12 protein-coding genes, 1 riboswitch and 1 other annotated feature are annotated in these 18,046 nt (G+C 43.0%); of the genes, 7 read left to right on the top strand and 5 right to left on the bottom strand.

Annotated elements, in window-relative coordinates:
- Positions 1–20: 20 nt before the first annotated feature.
- Positions 21–1,322 carry a nucleotide sugar dehydrogenase gene (locus QNH43_RS24545; protein ID WP_283916071.1) on the top strand — a complete coding sequence of 434 codons (1,302 nt, stop codon included), beginning with the start codon at positions 21–23 and terminating at the stop codon, positions 1,320–1,322.
- Between the two features lie 490 nt (positions 1,323–1,812).
- On the opposite strand, the gene pckA is transcribed toward QNH43_RS24545, so the two are convergent.
- A complete protein-coding gene (pckA, locus tag QNH43_RS24540) occupies positions 1,813–3,399 on the bottom strand; it encodes a phosphoenolpyruvate carboxykinase (ATP) (RefSeq protein ID WP_076370027.1) in 1,587 nt (528 codons plus the stop codon).
- A 431-nt stretch (positions 3,400–3,830) separates the two neighbouring features.
- Positions 3,831–3,993: riboswitch (SAM riboswitch) on the top strand.
- A 162-nt stretch (positions 3,994–4,155) separates the two neighbouring features.
- On the opposite strand from pckA, the gene metK reads away from it, so the two are divergent.
- Entirely contained in the window at positions 4,156–5,349 is a 1,194-nt protein-coding gene (metK, locus tag QNH43_RS24535; protein ID WP_096340908.1) for a methionine adenosyltransferase, read from the top strand.
- Positions 5,350–6,869: 1,520 nt separating this feature from the next.
- On the opposite strand, the gene QNH43_RS24530 is transcribed toward metK, so the two are convergent.
- Positions 6,870–7,388 (bottom strand): gamma carbonic anhydrase, encoded by a 519-nt coding sequence (locus tag QNH43_RS24530; protein WP_063234974.1) that lies wholly within the window; start codon positions 7,386–7,388, stop codon positions 6,870–6,872.
- Between the two features lie 210 nt (positions 7,389–7,598).
- Here QNH43_RS24530 and QNH43_RS24525 point away from each other — a divergent pair, with 210 nt between their 5' ends.
- Positions 7,599–8,402 carry an alpha/beta hydrolase gene (locus QNH43_RS24525; protein ID WP_283916070.1) on the top strand — a complete coding sequence of 268 codons (804 nt, stop codon included), beginning with the start codon at positions 7,599–7,601 and terminating at the stop codon, positions 8,400–8,402.
- A 68-nt stretch (positions 8,403–8,470) separates the two neighbouring features.
- Here QNH43_RS24525 and QNH43_RS24520 read toward each other — a convergent pair whose 3' ends face one another.
- From QNH43_RS24520 to QNH43_RS24510, 3 genes are all read right to left on the bottom strand, one after another.
- Positions 8,471–8,866 (bottom strand): hypothetical protein, encoded by a 396-nt coding sequence (locus QNH43_RS24520; protein WP_283916069.1) that lies wholly within the window; start codon positions 8,864–8,866, stop codon positions 8,471–8,473.
- Positions 8,867–9,001: 135 nt separating this feature from the next.
- A complete protein-coding gene (locus QNH43_RS24515) occupies positions 9,002–9,574 on the bottom strand; it encodes a tRNA 5-(aminomethyl)-2-thiouridylate-methyltransferase MnmM (RefSeq protein ID WP_283916068.1) in 573 nt (190 codons plus the stop codon).
- Positions 9,571–10,530, bottom strand: coding sequence for a tRNA modification radical SAM protein MnmL/YtqA (locus tag QNH43_RS24510; RefSeq protein WP_283916067.1), 960 nt, complete (start codon positions 10,528–10,530; stop codon positions 9,571–9,573). The genes QNH43_RS24515 and QNH43_RS24510 overlap by 4 nt, the downstream gene beginning before the upstream one ends.
- Before the next feature lie 168 nt (positions 10,531–10,698).
- On the opposite strand from QNH43_RS24510, the gene QNH43_RS24505 reads away from it, so the two are divergent.
- From QNH43_RS24505 to QNH43_RS24490, 4 genes are all read left to right on the top strand, one after another.
- Positions 10,699–11,205: an SMI1/KNR4 family protein gene (locus QNH43_RS24505; protein WP_063234889.1), complete on the top strand. Its 507-nt coding sequence runs from the start codon at positions 10,699–10,701 to the stop codon at positions 11,203–11,205.
- Positions 11,206–11,301: 96 nt separating this feature from the next.
- Positions 11,302–11,565 (top strand): DUF2524 family protein, encoded by a 264-nt coding sequence (locus tag QNH43_RS24500; RefSeq protein WP_076370043.1) that lies wholly within the window; start codon positions 11,302–11,304, stop codon positions 11,563–11,565.
- Positions 11,566–11,719: 154 nt separating this feature from the next.
- Positions 11,720–11,951, top strand: a binding site (T-box leader).
- A gap of 54 nt (positions 11,952–12,005) precedes the next feature.
- Complete coding sequence (leuS, locus tag QNH43_RS24495) at positions 12,006–14,420, top strand: leucine--tRNA ligase (RefSeq protein WP_283916066.1); 2,415 nt, start codon at positions 12,006–12,008, stop codon at positions 14,418–14,420.
- Between the two features lie 321 nt (positions 14,421–14,741).
- Complete coding sequence (locus QNH43_RS24490; RefSeq protein WP_283916065.1) at positions 14,742–17,909, top strand: Ig-like domain-containing protein; 3,168 nt, start codon at positions 14,742–14,744, stop codon at positions 17,907–17,909.
- The last annotated feature ends 137 nt before the right edge of the window (positions 17,910–18,046 follow it).

Raw genomic sequence — 18,046 nt, 5'->3', positions numbered from 1 at the left:
AATAGATAGGAGTGGTTTATATGAAACTTTGTACGATCGGACTTGGTTATATAGGACTTCCAACTTCTTTAATGTTTGCGAAACACGGTGTCGATGTTGTCGGCGTGGATATCCATCCTGAGATTATTTCCAATTTGAATAGCGGCAGGCTCCATATCGAAGAACCAGGTTTGGAAGAGGTATTGCAAGAAGTGCTTATTTCCAATAAGTTCCGAGCTGAGTTAAGCCCGGAACATGCGGATGTTTTCATTATCGCGGTGCCTACACCAAATAAAAAGGACATACATCAATCTTGTGATTTAACTCATGTCATGGATGCAACGTCCAACATTCTTCCTTTTATCAAAAAAGGGAATGTCATCATTATCGAATCGACGATAGCGCCGAGAAGTATGGATGATCATATTAGACCGATGATCGAAAGGACGGGCCTTACCATCGGAAAAGACATTTTCCTCGTTCATTGTCCGGAACGTGTTTTACCTGGAAGGATTCTTGAAGAGTTGGTTCATAATAACCGTATCGTCGGGGGCATCACGGAAACATGCTCATATAAAGGAAGTCTTGTTTATAAAACCTTCGTTCAAGGGGAGATCATTCAGACGGATGCGAAAACGGCTGAAATGTCCAAACTGATGGAAAACACCTTCAGGGATGTCAATATTGCCCTTGCGAATGAGCTGACGAAAATCTGTTTCGAGCTGGACATCAATGTTTTGGATGTCATATCGATGGCAAACAAGCACCCTCGTGTCAATATACATCAACCAGGGCCAGGAGTTGGCGGCCATTGTTTAGCGGTCGACCCGTATTTCGTCGTTGCAAAGGCACCAGAGTATGCGAGAATCATTAAATTGGCCCGTGATACCAACGTATCGATGCCTTATTACATCGTTAATTCCGTAAGGATGATGCTAGAGGGCATCCGGAAGCCAAAAGTAGCCGTTTTCGGTCTTGCATACAAGGGAAATGTAGATGATATTCGTGAAAGTCCCGCCATTGATGTCGTCAATATCTTGATGGGGATGGAAAACATGGATGTAGCCTTGCATGATCCGCATGTCCAATCTGGAAAGATGCCAGTCGTATCAGTCGAAGACGCTGTAAATGATGCCGACTTGATACTTGTCCTGACTGACCATGATGAATTTAAACAGATGGATTATGATAAGCTATCGAATCTCATGAGCAATAAATTGATTTTGGATACACGCAATTGCATTGATGCAACTAAAACAGATGTCCCGGTGGCCAACCTGGGCAATATATATCAATATAAAACGATGTCCATGAAAAAAGCCAGGAATAAAGCGATCATCTAAAAACTTGGACAAACATCGATGACGGAATAAGGATAAAGGGGGCGCTGACTATGACAGTGCCCTTTTTCCAATGAAGAAAAGGACTATGTAAGAGCTTGGTCCTTTCAGACTGTAGAAACGTTCCAGTTGGTTTCAGAATTCAGCTTCCTTTCCGCCGAGACTGTCCTGGGAAGCCTCTCTCCGCGGGCATCTGACGGGGGAGGCAAGCCAGTTATTCGCCTGCAGGCGCCGTCTTTCGCCATATATTGCAGTAATCGCCTGCAGGCGCCGTTTTTCGCCATATACGACAGTAATAGACTGTATACGCCGTCTTTGTGCCATATACGGCAGTAATCGACTGCATACGCAGTTTTTCGTCATACCTGGCTTAATAAAGTAAACCATGAAGGATAACGTAGTCTCGTTTTAAAATCATGGGTCGGGAAGAGTCTTTTCTTGTCGACAAACTGAAAGGACCAAGCAAGAGCTTGGTCCTTTTGTGTACAATTTATTAAGCTGTCGGTCCGCCAAGTTCTTCAATTTCACTTGGAACGCTTTTGAATTTCTTGAAGTTTGCACGGAATTGAGCGGCAAGGTCTGTTGCTGCTGCTTTATAAGCTGCAGGATCTGCCCAAGTCTTGATTGGTTGAAGCACTTCATCAGGAACACCAGGAACATGAAGCGGGATATCCAAACCGAAGATATCATCTTTGATCGTTTCGATGTTCGCTAATTCACCTTCAAGTGCCGCTTGTACCATTGCACGGGTGTAAGCAAGTTTCATACGGCTTCCAGTTCCGTATGCTCCGCCAGTCCATCCAGTGTTGACAAGGTATACCTTTGCATTGTGCTCGTCAATTTTATCACCAAGCATCTCGGCATAGCGTGTAGCTGGAAGCGGTAAGAATGGTGAACCGAAGCAAGTCGAGAATGTAGCTTCCGGTGAAGTTACGCCTCTTTCAGTACCAGCCAATTTACTAGTGTATCCGCTTAGGAAGTGGAACATTGCCTGTTCTTTGGAAAGCTTGCTGATTGGAGGCAGAACGCCTGAAGCATCAGCTGTCAAGAAAATGATTGTATTCGGGTGTCCTGCAATACTTGGGTTCACGATGTTATCGATCGCTTGCATTTGGTAAGCAGCACGAGTGTTTTCAGTCAATGAACTGTCATCATAGTCCGCTTCACGTGTATCCGGATCAACAACAACATTTTCCAGTACGGCACCGAAACGGATCGCATCGAAAATTTGTGGTTCTTTTTCACGTGAAAGGTTGATCGTTTTCGCATAGCAGCCGCCTTCGATGTTGAATACACCGTTAGAAGACCAACCATGCTCGTCATCGCCAATCAGTTTACGGCTAGTGTCTGCAGATAAAGTCGTTTTGCCTGTACCGGACAGTCCGAAGAATAAAGCGACGTCCCCTTCACGTCCTACGTTAGCAGAGCAATGCATTGGAAGGATTCCAGCCTCTGGAAGTAAGTAGTTCATGATCGAGAAAATCGATTTTTTCATTTCTCCTGCATATTCCGTTCCGCCGATCAGGATGGTACGGCGTTCAAATGAAACGATGATGAAAGTTTCGGATGTGGTACCGTCCACTTCCGGATCTGCTTTGAAGTTAGGTGCAGAAAGGATTGTGAATTCAGCTTCGTGACCTCTCAGTTCCTCTTCGTTTGGACGGATGAACAAAGTATGGGCGAAAAGGTTATGCCAAGCATATTCATTAACAACACGGATAGGAAGTCGTGATGTTTCGTCTGCACCAGCGAAACCTTTAAAAACAAAAATCTCTTCTTTTGCTTTTAGGTAGTCAACTACTTTATTATATAGTTTATTGAACACATCTTCGGAAATTGGCTGGTTCACTGGACCCCAATCGATTTTATCTTTAACTGATGCTTCTTCCACGATATATTTATCTTTAGGTGAACGACCTGTATATTTGCCAGTTTCAGCTTTTACCGCACCGGTTGATGTTAGAACGCCTTCTTTTCTGCTTAATACCTTTTCGACCAATTGAGGAACTGAAAGTTGAGTTTGCACATTGTTTCCTGTTAATAATTGGTGTAACTCATTAGAAACGTCTACAGAATTCATATATGAGGTACCTTCCTTTGTTTAAGTTTTTAGATTACAATTAGTATAACACATTCATTTAATTAGTCTATACTATTTCTTTTAATTTGTGATTATTTTCAGCTGGTTGCGTTAATCATTTTAATCCGGCAGGAACCGATTCAGGATTATCGCATATACTTCCATGAAGAAAATTTTATTTTAATAGGAAGTAAGTAAGCAATATATGTCTAAAGGGAAAGTAAGGATGTCGTTCCATTTCGGATGCTCATTACTTTATTATTAATGGCAATTTACAACATTTCTATTCGTATTTTGCATTGTAAACCCTTCTAGGACGTTGTATCAACATGATTTTTCAAATGAATGCTATTCTGTGTGGAAATGTTCTTTTTTAGAAAAGCATTGACAAATTCAAGCCAGATACGATAATATCTTAAATTGTACGGATTCTCTTATCCCGAGTTGGTGGAGGGACAGGCCCTTTGAAACCCAGCAACCTGCCATATTGAACTTGACTCCAAGATCGATCGCCGAAAATAAAGCGAAGTTCTTCAAGGAATAGTGGTGATGGTGCTAACCTGAGCAAGGTAAAAAACCCTTGAACGATAAGAGTGAAAGGATAGAAGACAGAATGTTAAACCTTTCCTCATTTGCCAGGGAAGGTTTTTGTGTTTTTATAAGTAATTCTGTGTCTATAGTTGAAACTAATGAGGGAAACGAGTTCCGTAAAAATCAGGCTTTTGCCTGCAATATACTAACTTCCAAGGAGGAAATATGATGTCAAAGAAACGTCTATTTACTTCTGAATCTGTTACAGAGGGCCATCCGGACAAAATTTGTGACCAGATTTCAGATTCCATTTTAGATGCTATCCTAGCTAAGGATGCAAATGCACGTGTTGCGTGTGAAACTAGCGTAACTACAGGTCTTGTACTTGTTGCTGGTGAAATTACAACGTCCGCTTACGTGGATATTCCGCGTATCGTTCGTGATACAATTAAAGGAATTGGCTACACACGTGCGAAATACGGTTTCGATGCTGAAACTTGTGCCGTGTTAAGTTCCATTGATGAGCAGTCTGCCGATATCGCAGCTGGTGTTGATAAAGCATTGGAAGCTCGTGAAGGAAACATGTCAGAGGAAGAAATCGATGCAATCGGTGCAGGGGACCAAGGTCTTATGTTCGGATTTGCTTGTAATGAAACAGAAGAGCTTATGCCGCTTCCGATTTCATTGGCGCATAAACTTTCATTCCGCTTGGCTCAAGTTCGTAAAGATGAAACTCTTGCTTACTTACGCCCTGATGGTAAAACACAGGTAACTGTGGAATATGATGAAAATAACGTTCCTGTACGTGTAGATACGATCGTTATCTCTACACAGCATGATGCAGAAATTACGCTTGAACAAATTCAAGCCGATCTAAAAGAACATGTGATCAAAGCAGTCGTTCCAGCTGAATTGATTGATGCCGATACTAAATACTTCATCAACCCGACTGGCCGTTTCGTAATTGGCGGACCTCAAGGGGATGCTGGTCTTACTGGACGTAAAATTATCGTTGATACTTACGGCGGATACGCTCGTCACGGCGGCGGTGCATTCTCTGGTAAGGATGCTACTAAAGTTGACCGTTCTGCTGCATACGCTGCTCGTTACGTTGCGAAAAACATCGTGGCAGCCGGCCTTGCCGACAAAGCGGAAGTTCAATTGGCATACGCAATTGGTGTGGCAGAGCCAGTATCCATCTCAATTGATACGTTCGGAACTGGTACAGTTAGCGAAGAAGTCCTTGTTGACCTAGTTCGCGCTAACTTCGACCTTCGTCCAGCTGGTATCATCAAAATGCTTGACCTTCGTCGCCCAATCTACAAACAAACAGCTGCCTACGGACACTTTGGCCGTACAGATGTCGATCTTCCATGGGAACGCACGGACAAAGCAGAAACATTAAAAGCACAAGCGTAATCCATATAAATAAAGGTGTCCCGCAATTAGCGGGGCACCTTTTTTATGGATTAATTTTGCCGTCAGCGGGAATAATTCAAGAAATCAAAGAAATTCAACTTACGTGCAATACGCGTGAGTCAGGGGCGTTTACAAGTTTGTTTGGTTCAACTACTCGTGAGTTTGTAGCATTGACTCGTGAGTTTGGAACGTTTACTCGCGTGTTTGTAGCATTTACTCGTGAGTTAGAGCAGTTACTCGTGAGTTTGTAGCATTGACTCGTGAGTTAGAGCAGTATACTCGTGTGTTAGAGCGGTTTACTCGTGAGATTGTAGCATTTACTCGTGAGTTAGAGCATTTACTCGTGAATTAGAGCGGTTTACTCGTGAGATTGTAGCATTTACTCGTGAGTTAGAGCGGTTTACTCGTGAGATTGTAGCATTTACTCGTGAGTTAGAGCAGTTACTCGTGAGTTTGTAGCATTAACTCGTGAGTTAGAGCAGTATACTCGTGTGTTAGAGCGGTTTACTCGTGAGATTGTAGCATTTACCCGTGAGTTTGTAGCATTGACTCGTGAATTAGAGCAGTTTACTCGTGAGATTGTAGCATTTACTTGTGAGTAAGAGCATTTACTCGTGAGTTAGAGCGGTTTACTCGTGAGATTGTAGCATTTACTCGTGAATTAGAGCAGTATACTCGTGAGTTAGAGCGGTTTACTCGTGAGTTAGAGCAGTATACTCGTGAGTTAGAGCAGTATACTCGTGAGTTAGAGCAGTATACTCGTGAGTTAGAGCAGTATACTCGTGAGTTAGAGCAGTATACTCGTGAGTTAGAGCAGTATACTCGTGAGTTAGAGCGGTTTACTCGTGAGATTGTAGCAGTTACTCGTGAGATTGTAGCATTTACTCGTGAGTTAGAGCGGTTTACTCGTGAGATTGTAGCATTTACTCGTGAGTTAGAGCAGTTACTCGTGAGTTTGTAGCATTAACTCGTGAGTTAGAGCAGTATACTCGTGTGTTAGAGCGGTTTACTCGTGAGATTGTAGCATTTACCCGTGTGTTTGTAGCATTGACTCGTGAGTTAGAGCAGTATACTCGTGAGTTAGAGCGGTTTACTCGTGAGATTGTAGCATTTACTCGTGAATTAGAGCGGTTTACTCGTGAGATTGTAGCATTTACTTGTGAGTTAGAGCAGTTACTCGTGAGTTAGAGCGGTTTACTCGTGAGATTGTAGCATTTACTCGTGAGTTAGAGCGGTTTACTCGTGAGATTGTAGCATTTACTCGTGAGATTGTAGCATTTACTCGTGAGATTGTAGCATTTACTCGTGAGTTAGAGCGGTTTACTCGTGAGATTGTAGCATTTACTCGTAAGTTTGTAGCATTTACTCGTGAGTTTGTAGCATTTACTCGTGAGTTTGGAACGTTTACTCGCGTGTTTGTAGCGTTTACTCGTGAGTTTGTAGCATTTACTTGTGATTTAGAGCCGTATACTCGTGAGTTTCAGTACAATACTCGTAACTTTCAGTCAATTGATCGTGAGTTACTTTATTCGTTCCGCCGTTTTATAGTATTGGCCTTTTTCGGCGTATTCACGTACGATGCGTTCCATATCCTGGCGGTCTTCTTCATTGATTTCGCGAATGACTTTAGCTGGACGTCCGAATGCCAGCATGTTCGGTGGAATGACTTTGCCTTGGGGAACGAGACTGCCGGCACCGATGAAGGCCCCTTCGCCGATTTCGGCTTCATCAAGTACGATCGATCCCATGCCGATCAAAGCTCCTTTGCGGATTTTACAGCTATGTAAAATGACCTGATGGCCAATGGTTACTTCATCCTCGATGATCAATGGATTATTTGGGCTTTGGTGCAGGACGCTGTTATCCTGTATACTGACTTTTTTCCCGATAATGGTTGGGGATACATCCCCGCGAATGACGGAATTGAACCAAATTGATGTTTCGTCGCCGATTTTGACATCACCTGTCACGACAGCATTTTCAGCAATATAAGCGCTTTCAGCGATTTCAGGTTCTTTGCCTTTATACGGATAAATAATCATTTTCAATCATTTCCTTTCCGAAGTGAATGTTTTTATGTATTATTTTAATATACCGTATGCAAATACACTTGGCTATTTATAATAGCAATGTACAACTTGTTAGATTTCTTTTTTGTCGAAAATCGCGAATATGGTTATAATTTATATATATTATTTTGACTATCATGGATCGTACACAACAAGTGAAAAGCGAAAGGGGGATTTCGTATGTGGAAATGGGAGACAGAAGGAGACGCAAAAGGCGTCATTGTCATCATTCATGGGGCAATGGAACATCACGGACGTTATAAGTGGGTAACACAAATGTGGCTTTCAGCTGGATACCATGTCGTCATGGGCGACCTTCCTGGGCAGGGTATGACAACTCGCGCCTACCGGGGACATATCGATTCCTTTGATGAGTATTTGGACGAGGTGAAAAGCTGGATAGAAGAGGCTTACGAATATTCGTTGCCGGTCTTTTTACTTGGACACAGCATGGGTGGTTTGATTTCGATCCGCCTTCTTCAGGAAGAGGAATGGGACATTGCAGGGGTGATACTTTCTTCTCCTTGCTTGGGCCTCGTGACGAAGCCGCCGAAGTTCCTTACAACCATCTCTCATGGTTTGAACATCGTGATGCCTCAGTTCAGGGTAGATTCCGGATTGACACCTGAAATGGCGACGAGAAGTGCGGAAATTCGTGAATCCGATAGAAACGATACATTATATATCACGAAGGTTTCGATTCGATGGTATCGCGAGCTGGCACAGGCCATGAAGGATGCTTTTGAAGAGATTCCTGAATTTCAGGATGTGCCGCTTTTGGTCATGCAGGGCGGAGATGACCGAATCGTGAATAAGAAGGCGGTTCGTGAGTGGTTTAATTATAACTTGGCCAGTGAAAAGCAATATAAGGAATGGCCGAAGCTATATCATGAAATCTTCAATGAACCAGAGCGTGATGATGTATTTCAATATGCGCTGAGTTTTGTTGAAAACCGTTTAAAGATATTAGGGTATGTCGTTTGATCAGTACATACTGTCACGATAAATGAAAAAGCTGCCGAAGATAGATCTCGGCAGCTTTTTTATTTGGATCAGCCTGCGTTTTTAAGCATTTCGTTCGATTTGATGACCGGTGCCCAGAAAGTAACCGGATACATAAATTGGTTTAAATGTGTAAGTTCTTTTTTATTGGATAATGCGGTCGATAGAAGATAAATGGATTTGAAGGTCAAGTCATTGGCGAATAGGTCCAAAAGCGTCGCTTTCATATTCATGATCGCTTCATGGTTTTGGGTGGAAATCATTAAATCAAGCTGTGGCAGGAATTTATCAAACTGATGATCGAATTGTTTGAGGTCCTCCATGGTTCTTTGTTTTTCTGTCAACGAGTTAAGCGAGCTGACAAAATCCCCGTATTGCTCACTTGAATCCCTTTTGATGTTTTCAGTCAATATATCCGTCAGTAATGAAGTAGGCAAATGTTCCATTTTCTGCACCCTCTTATCTAATTTTTATCATTATAATCATTATAGACTAAAAATTCAAAAAGTTATGATTGGTAATTCTGCTGCATGCAAGTTGTTTTAAAAAAACACCGTTCGTATCGAACGGTGTCAAAAGTCTCATCTCTTTTCAATCGCGACAATGAATGGCGGATTGTTTGCTTGGTTGATGAACCCGTATTTCAGGATATGGGCTTTCTGTTGAGGGAAGTTCTCAACATAATCCATCAATGCATCCCGTTCTTCCGATCCCCCTGGATGACCATGGTAAATGACGAGGATGATGATGCCTTCAGGCGCAAGCAGTTCGAACAGCTGTTCAATGGCTGATATCGTCGTATCTGCTTGGGTGATGATTGATTTGTTCCCGCCAGGAAGGTAGCCTAGGTTGAAAATGGCACCCGTGACCTTTCCTGAATGTTCATTCTTGATGTACTTGCTTAAATGTTCATGCCCATCGTGAATGAGAGTGCAGCGCTCTTGTAAATTTTCTGCTTCCAGTTTCGCCGCTGTGGTATGGAGCGCTTCTTTCTGAATATCAAAACTATAGACATGTCCGTTTACACCTGTAAGCCCTGCAAGAAAGGCCGTATCAAAACCGTTGCCCATCGTGCCATCTATGGTTATATCCCCGGGGCGGACCGCTTTTTCCAGCAGAATCCTGGCGAAAGGCAAAATTCGATCAAGCTTCATGATTGTACCTCCGTGTGATGATTTTTTCCCTGCCAGCTGTTGCGGCGTTTCAATTCGGCGTCAATGGCATTCAAGACATCCCATTTATTGACGCTCCACATTGGGCCGATCATCAAATCGATCGGACCGTCACCCGTAATGCGGTGGACGATCATTTCTGGAGGGATTATTTCGAGCTGGTCACATACCAGGCTGACATAATCGTCACGGTCAAGAAACTCGAGCAGGCCTTTTTCGTATTGTTTGACCATCGGTGTCCCTTTTAATAAATGAAGTAAATGGATCTTTATCCCCTGCACATCGAGTTTGGCGACTTCACGGGCTGTTTCCATCATCATGCCGTAATCTTCCTGAGGGAGGCCATTGATGATATGGGAGCATACGCGGATGCCGTGTTTGCGCAGTTTATCGACGCCTTCTTTGTAGCAATCGAAGTCGTGGGCACGGTTGATCATCGTTGCGGTCTTTTCATGAACGGTCTGGAGACCAAGCTCCACCCAAAGGTAGGTGCGTTCGTTCAATTCCGCTAAATACTCGACTACATCATCTGGAAGGCAATCCGGGCGTGTCGCGATCGAGAGTCCGACGACACCCTCCTGGGTCAATACACTTTCATATTTCTCGCGAAGCTCTGCCACGGGTGCATGCGTATTCGTGAACGCTTGGAAATAGGCCATATATTTTCCATCTTTCCATTTATGATGCATCCGTTCGCTGATCTGCTTAAACTGGATGTCGAGGGGTTCAACCCTGTTGCCCGCAAAGTCACCAGAGCCTGAGGCACTGCAGAAGGTACAGCCGCCATGTGCGACGGTACCATCACGGTTCGGACAGTCAAAACCGCCATCCAGGGCAACTTTAAAGACCTTATGTCCAAAATGTTCCCTCAGGTGGTAATTCCATGTATGATATCGTTTGTTATCCGTTGCATATATAAACGGGTTTGCTTGAATCAAATCAGCAACCTCCTAAATAAAATAAAGAGCAACATATATTATACAACATTCTCGCAGCTAGGTCTTTTTTCGAAAAATAAGCGTATACTGTATACTTGAAGGCTAAACATTTTGCTGCTATTTCCAGTATATCTTTGAATGACTATATCCAATCGGGAGCTGATGGACATGACCGGTCAAGTTGAAGAAGCGATTAATCAAATGAAAAAGAAATTAGCCGAAAATAATCAGGTGATCGAAGTAAATGAAGATGGGTTCATATACAAAGCCACTTGCACCTTCAATTCACCTGCTTCGGATGAACAAATTCATTCCTTTGAAAAGAAAACCGGACTGCTTCTGCCCGAGGATTATAAGGAGTTTTTAAAAATAACCAATGGATGCCGTCTGTTCGATAATGTGGAATCGGGTGGGGAAAATGATTTATACAGTCTGGATGATATTATTAATTACACATATGAAAATTCCTACGAGGGATGCTATAAAGTGGCCTGCATTTATCAAGATAATATCGTCATCGATGGGGAAGCAGTCGCTAAAGGCGATAAGGAGTATTTAATGGTAAAAGGCCATATCGATGATTTTGAAGAAGGCGAGAAACTCCATATGGGCTTTGCTGAATGGATCGAGCAGTTCATTTCCCATCAAGGTGAGAAGTTTTGGGATAAAGGATGAATGCTCAAAAAAAAATGATAATCCAACCGTTATTTGCTCAAACTAGACAAGATGATTCCGAATCATCCAAATGAGACGCGAAGGAGAGGGTTTGAAATGGCAACCAGACAATCCGTCGATCATTTTTTAGAGCAATGTGAAGGGGCTCTCCATTTTGCAGAGTATGAATTTAACGAGGCCTCACGGCAGGAGCATTATGATGATGAACAATTTCAAAATTCGCAAAGGTATATCGAAGAGGCTTTGACGGATATGGAGCGATTGTATGCCAGTTCGAATGACCAGCAACGGGAAATGCTTTCGCGGATGAAGCAGCAGTTGAATCAATTAAGGAATGAAATGATCTTACTGCGACATTAAATGGAAGCAAGGGAGCTATGAAAGAATAGCTCCCTTTTTTGCACAATTTTTCTTTAATTCGCATATATAATGAAAAACCTGTCGATAATGTTTATGTACGGCTATTGCAATTGTCGGTGAAATTGACTAGAATAAAATAAAATGCAATATTCTCATAAAGACTGTGATGAGGAATAGTAGCGGTTTAAACCAGTATAGAGAGTTGACGGATGGTGCAAGTCAACCTGGGATGGTCGTGAACTCGCCTTGGAGTCCCGGGTGTGAAGGTGAAAAGTAATGCCTGGCGTTTTAATCCATGTTACGGATGTTTTAAGCTGGGCGGATTTTAGCTATCGCCAATGTGGGTGGTACCGCGGGAAGATATACATAATCCTCTCGTCCCTATTTTGGGATGAGGGGTTTTTTATTGTTTTTTTATACGGAAATTAGGAGGAAATCATATGAGTTTTGACCATAGAAGCATAGAAACGAAATGGCAAAAGTATTGGGAAGGCAATAAGACATTCAAAACGGGTGAAGAAAGCGGCAAACGCAAATTCTACGCGCTGGATATGTTCCCATACCCTTCAGGGGCCGGTCTTCATGTAGGGCACCCGGAAGGTTATACGGCAAGCGATATCTTGGCACGGATGAAACGGGCACAGGGGTATAATGTATTGCACCCGATCGGCTGGGACGCTTTTGGACTTCCTGCAGAGCAATATGCGATCGACACGGGAAATGATCCGGCTGAATTCACGGAGCACAACATCAACACGTTCCGCCGCCAAATCAAAGCCCTTGGTTTTTCTTATGACTGGGATCGCGAAATAAATACGACAGATCCAGACTATTACAAATGGACGCAATGGATCTTCTTGAAATTATATGAAAAGGGCCTTGCATATATTGATGAAGTGGCCGTTAACTGGTGTCCGGCACTTGGCACGGTATTGGCTAACGAAGAAGTCATCGATGGGAAAAGTGAGCGTGGGGGCCATCCGGTCGAGCGCCGTCCGATGAAACAGTGGATGCTTCGTATCACGGCGTATGCAGACCGCTTAATCGACGATCTGAATGATGTGGATTGGCCGGAAAACATCAAGGATATGCAGCGTAACTGGATTGGCCGTTCCGAGGGAGCGGAGGTTACATTCAATATCGATGGCTTTGATGAAATATTCACGGTGTTCACGACTCGTCCGGATACGTTATTCGGTGCAACATATGCCGTATTGGCACCTGAACATCAGTTTGTCGATAAAATCACGACGGCTGATCAAAGGGCAGCAGTTGAGGCCTATTTAGATGAAGTGAAACATAAAAGCGACTTGGAAAGAACAGACTTGGCAAAGGATAAATCAGGCGTGTTCACGGGGGCTTATGCCATTAACCCGGTAAACGGCGAGAAAATGCCGATCTGGATTGCCGATTACGTGTTGATCAGCTACGGAACAGGTGCAATCATGGCCGTTCCTGCCCATGATGAGCGTGATTATGAATTTGCAGTCAAGTTCGACTTGCCGATAAAGGAAGTCGTAGCTGGCGGAGACGTGACAAGTGAAGCATATACAGGCGATGGACTTCATGTGAATTCGGAATTCCTTGATGGATTGAATAAAGAAGAAGCTATTTCGACCATGATAAAATGGCTGGAAGAAAAAGAAATCGGCACGAAGAAAATAACATACCGCCTTCGCGATTGGTTATTCAGCCGTCAGCGTTACTGGGGTGAACCGATTCCGATCATCCATTGGGAAGACGGCACGATGTCTGCAATGAAGGAAGAAGATCTTCCATTGATTTTACCGAAAGCTACGGACATCAAGCCTTCAGGTACAGGAGAATCACCACTTGCGAACATATCGGAATGGGTGAATGTAACGGATGAAAACGGACGGAAAGGGCGCCGTGAGACAAACACGATGCCACAGTGGGCAGGCAGCAGCTGGTACTTCCTACGTTATATCGATCCAAACAACAAGGAAGCACTTGCAGATCCTGAAAAATTAAAAGAATGGATGCCGGTCGACATTTATATCGGCGGCGCCGAGCATGCGGTACTTCACTTGCTTTACGCTCGTTTCTGGCATAAATTCCTGTATGATATCGGTGTCGTGCCAACGAAGGAACCATTCCAAAACCTATTCAACCAAGGAATGATCCTTGGCGAGAATAATGAAAAAATGAGTAAATCCAAAGGGAATGTCGTGAACCCGGATGATATCGTTGAAAGCCATGGTGCCGATACACTTCGCATGTACGAAATGTTCATGGGACCATTGGATGCTTCGATTGCCTGGTCCACAAACGGATTGGACGGTTCGCGCAGATTCCTTGACCGTATCTGGCGTTTATTGGTCAACGATGACGGTACGATCACAGATAAGATGACAGAAACGGATGACACGGGCAAGCTCGAAAAAGTCTATCATCAAACGGTTAAAAAAGTGACCGAGAACTATGAGGAATTGAAATTCAATACGGCGATTTCACAATTGATGGTATTCATTAATGATGCTTATAAAGCGGATTCGCTTCCTAAAGTATATATCGAAGGCTTCGTAAAGCTGCTTGCACCAGTTGCACCGCACATCGCTGAGGAAATTTGGTCTAAACTGGGCCATTCCGAAAGCATCACGTACGGAACATGGCCGGCTTTCGACGAAGCGAAGTTAGTGGATAACGAAGTCGAAATCGTCATCCAAATCAACGGAAAAGTCAAAGCGAAATTAATGGTGCCGACTGACACCACAAAAGAAAAACTGGAAGAAATCGCGATGGGTGATGATTCCATCAAAGAACAAATCGATGGGAAAACCATTCGTAAAGTGATTGCCGTACCAGGCAAATTAGTCAATATCGTCGCAAACTAAATAAAAATGATTGCAAGCTGTCCCGGATATTTTTACTGCTGGGGCAGCTTTTTTTCGCTGTCATCGCCATAGGAAATAGGTCATGTTAGGATTTTCACCGATTTGAATCTATCGAATGTTGGAAACGACTATCGTCATGAGATGACCATGGGGAGCTCAAATATCTTGCTTAATTGGTACATGTGAATCATTTTTCGACTTGATGGCCAAATAAATCAAGCATTTGACATAAAAAAGGGAAAAAATTGGTTGATATAATTTTACAGTGTGATAGTTTGGTATAGTACTGTTATTTTTTAACCAATTATTGGAGGGGAAATCGTGAAATTTAAGAATGTGAGTCGAATTACGGCATGTGCACTAATTTTTGCACTGATTTTCAGCTTGATGGTTCCGTTAAATTCTCAAGCTGCAACTGCAACACCCGTTGAAAATGTAAAAACGATTAAAAATGGGGACACTCTGGAAGGAAAGTTTGAAAAACCGGATGTTCAATGGTACCAAATCAGTCCAACAACAGAAGAAATACAAAAGTTCTCCCATATTGAGTTCGAAGTCAATTCGGACAAAATCTTGAATATCTCCGTATATCAAGATAAAGAAAAAGCAGAAAAAGATGAGAGCAATTATATGGTCTCTTCTTATCCTGATGAAAAAGCCGTAGTCGATTTCCCATATGCCTGGGAAGGCACATATTATGTTAAAGTTGAATATTTCGGCGATACGGATGATGAGGGAAATCCGATCCCGGATGCGGAAAATGTAGCTGAATACTCCATCAATGCGCATTCAGTAACATTGCCGCCATCTGCCGGGGACGAAGGGGAGGAACTCGAATCATGCCCGGTTGAAGTGAGTGTAAACGATAAGAAAACGGGAGAATCCATGTTGAAAACACTCCGCGTGTTTAGAGATGAAGTTCTCACGAAGTCACCTGAGGGACGCACCCTTTCTTCTTTATACTATAAAGCTTCGCCATTCCTGGCTCTTCATCTTGCCGGGAATAAAACGGCAAGGGAAGCTGTTTATAATCACTTAGTCGAGATTAAGCCCCTTATTGAGGATCTTAATGAAAATGGAGCAAGCAGTACGGCAGTCATTAGCAACAAGCAGCAAGAAGCGATTAAGGCCTTATTCAAAAAGTCGACAGACGTCGCTCCAGCCGGATTGAAAAAGGATATGGACGCCATTGCAAAGAAAATCAATCTTGATAAGCTTGCAGGTGAAAGAATCGTCGATATCGCAAGCAAAGCGGGAATCGAACTTCCGGCTTCGAAAAATGTAAAGAACAAATATATCGTCAAACTTAAACCAGGGAAGTCATTAAGCGCTGTCCAATCCAAGATAAGCGGAAAAGGATATGGAACATTATCGGCACCTAAGCAACAAGAGGTTCTGTATGATGATATGTATGTAGTGGAGTTAAAGAACCAAGCTAAAATGAGCACGGCGGCACTATCCGGTATCGAAAAACTTTCAGAAGTGGAATATATCGAACCGGTAAAAACGTACAAAGCACTTTCTGCCGACATTCAATCACCGTATCAATGGTCTTTGGATAACGCCGGTGGGGAAGAAGGCGTAAAGGGCGCGGACATCGATAACGAAAAACTGCAGAACCTTATTAAGAAACGTAATTTAAAAGATACATTGGTAGCGGTCATCGACACAGGTGTCGATGATTCACTTGCAGATCTTCAGAGTGTCGTTGAAATGGAGTCAGGTAAGAATTTCATCGATAAGAAAGAAAAAGCAATCGATGACAATGGCCATGGGACACATGTATCCGGAATCATCGCTGCCAAAGCGGATAATGGATATTCCATGCAAGGAATCAATCCAGTAGCTAAAATCATGCCAGTGAAGGTCTTGGACTCTTCAGGATTTGGAGACAATGAGAAAATTGCACTAGGCATTAAATATGCCGTGGATCATGGTGCAAAGGTCATAAACCTTAGCTTGGGCGGAGAATATAGCAGGACGATTGAATATGCCTTGAAACATGCCGCTGCCAAGAATGTAATGGTAGTCGTAGCAAGCGGTAATGATGGGATGGAGGGTCTTTCTTATCCTGCATCATCTAAATACGCCATATCCGTCGGTGCAACCAATGCACTTGATTTAGTATCCGATTATTCAAATTATGGATCGAAATTGGACATGGTAGCTCCAGGGACAGGCATCCCGAGCCTTGTGCCTAATGGGAATGTTACCTACATGGATGGTACATCAATGGCAGCTCCCCATGTTGCGGCAGCTACAGCTCTGTTATTATCCGGAAACCCTGGGTTGAAAGTGAATGAAGTAAGGGAAATTCTTCATGAGACATCGGAATATGTCGCTTTTGAAGAAGAAGATAATGTAGATCCTTATGAGGACTATCAACCAGAAGATGGAGAAATCATAATCCCTGAAGAAGAACTGCCTGTCGGAAAAGATTTAGTATCTGGATATGGAAGGCTGAATGCATACAGCGCTCTTAGTGCAGTGGATTTACAAGCTAAAGTCAATCTTGTTATGGATACGCAAACAAAACTGACCGGTTCAGCTAAAAAAGGTTCAGTAATCGAAGTGAAAAGCGGAAACAAAACGCTCGGTAAAGGAACGGCGGCAGCTAACGGAATGTTCACCGTTACCATTCCGGTCCAAAAAGCTGCGCAGCAGCTTACTGTGAATATCTCTGATTCTTCCAAACTAGCAGTATCTTCAATCAAAGTATTCGTGAATAAGGGTGAAACCCCTAACAAACCAACTGTTAAAGCTGTAAGTGACAAAGATACGTATGTAACGGGTCAATCACAAGCGGACATGAAAATCTCGATCAAAAATAGTGCAAAAAAAGTGATTGGTTCAGGTAACACGGACAGCAAAGGGAATTTCAAAGTGAAAATCAGCAAGCAAAAGGCCGGCACTAAACTTTCAGTAACAGCTACAGACTTAGCAAAACGTGAAAGCAAGGCGGCAACCGTGACTGTTCTCGATAAAACAGCCCCAGATGCACCGAAAGTGAATGAAGTAAGCGATAAAGCTACATCGGTAACTGGTAAAGCGGAAATCGGTTCAAGCGTAACCGTGAAGTACAGCAATAAAAACATCGGAACTGCAACCGCTGATAAAAAGGGGAACTTCGCCATTAAAATCAGCAAGAAAAAAGCAGGGTCGGCATTATATGTCTCAGCAAAAGACAAAGCGGGCAATACAGGAAAAGCGGCAAAAGTAACGGTTAAAGATAAAACCGCTCCAGGTGCACCGAAAGTGAATGAAGTAAACGACAAAGCAACAAAAGTAACTGGTAAAGCGGAAATCGGTTCAACCGTAACCGTGAAGTACAGCAATAAAAACATCGGAACGGCAAAAGCTGATAGTAAGGGGAACTTCTCCATCAAAATCAGCAAGAAAAAAGCTGGATCCGCATTATACGTCTCAGCAAAAGACAAAGCGGGCAATACAGGAAAAGCAACAAAAGTTACCGTTAAAAAATCTAAATAGCAATAAGAGGTGAAGGCCGTTTAACTTACAGGTTAAACGGCTTTTTTTTGTGGAAAAACGAATGAAAACATCGCTCGATGATGAGCGGTGTTTTTGCCAAGCTTTGTCACTGCATGATTTCAGATCTGGAGTTTCGC

It is taken from the genome of Peribacillus simplex, from assembly GCF_030123325.1.
GTDB lineage: Bacteria > Bacillota > Bacilli > Bacillales > DSM-1321 > Peribacillus > Peribacillus simplex_D.
Note: the sequence above shows the minus strand (reverse complement) of the source record. Positions and strands in the feature narration are given on the sequence as shown.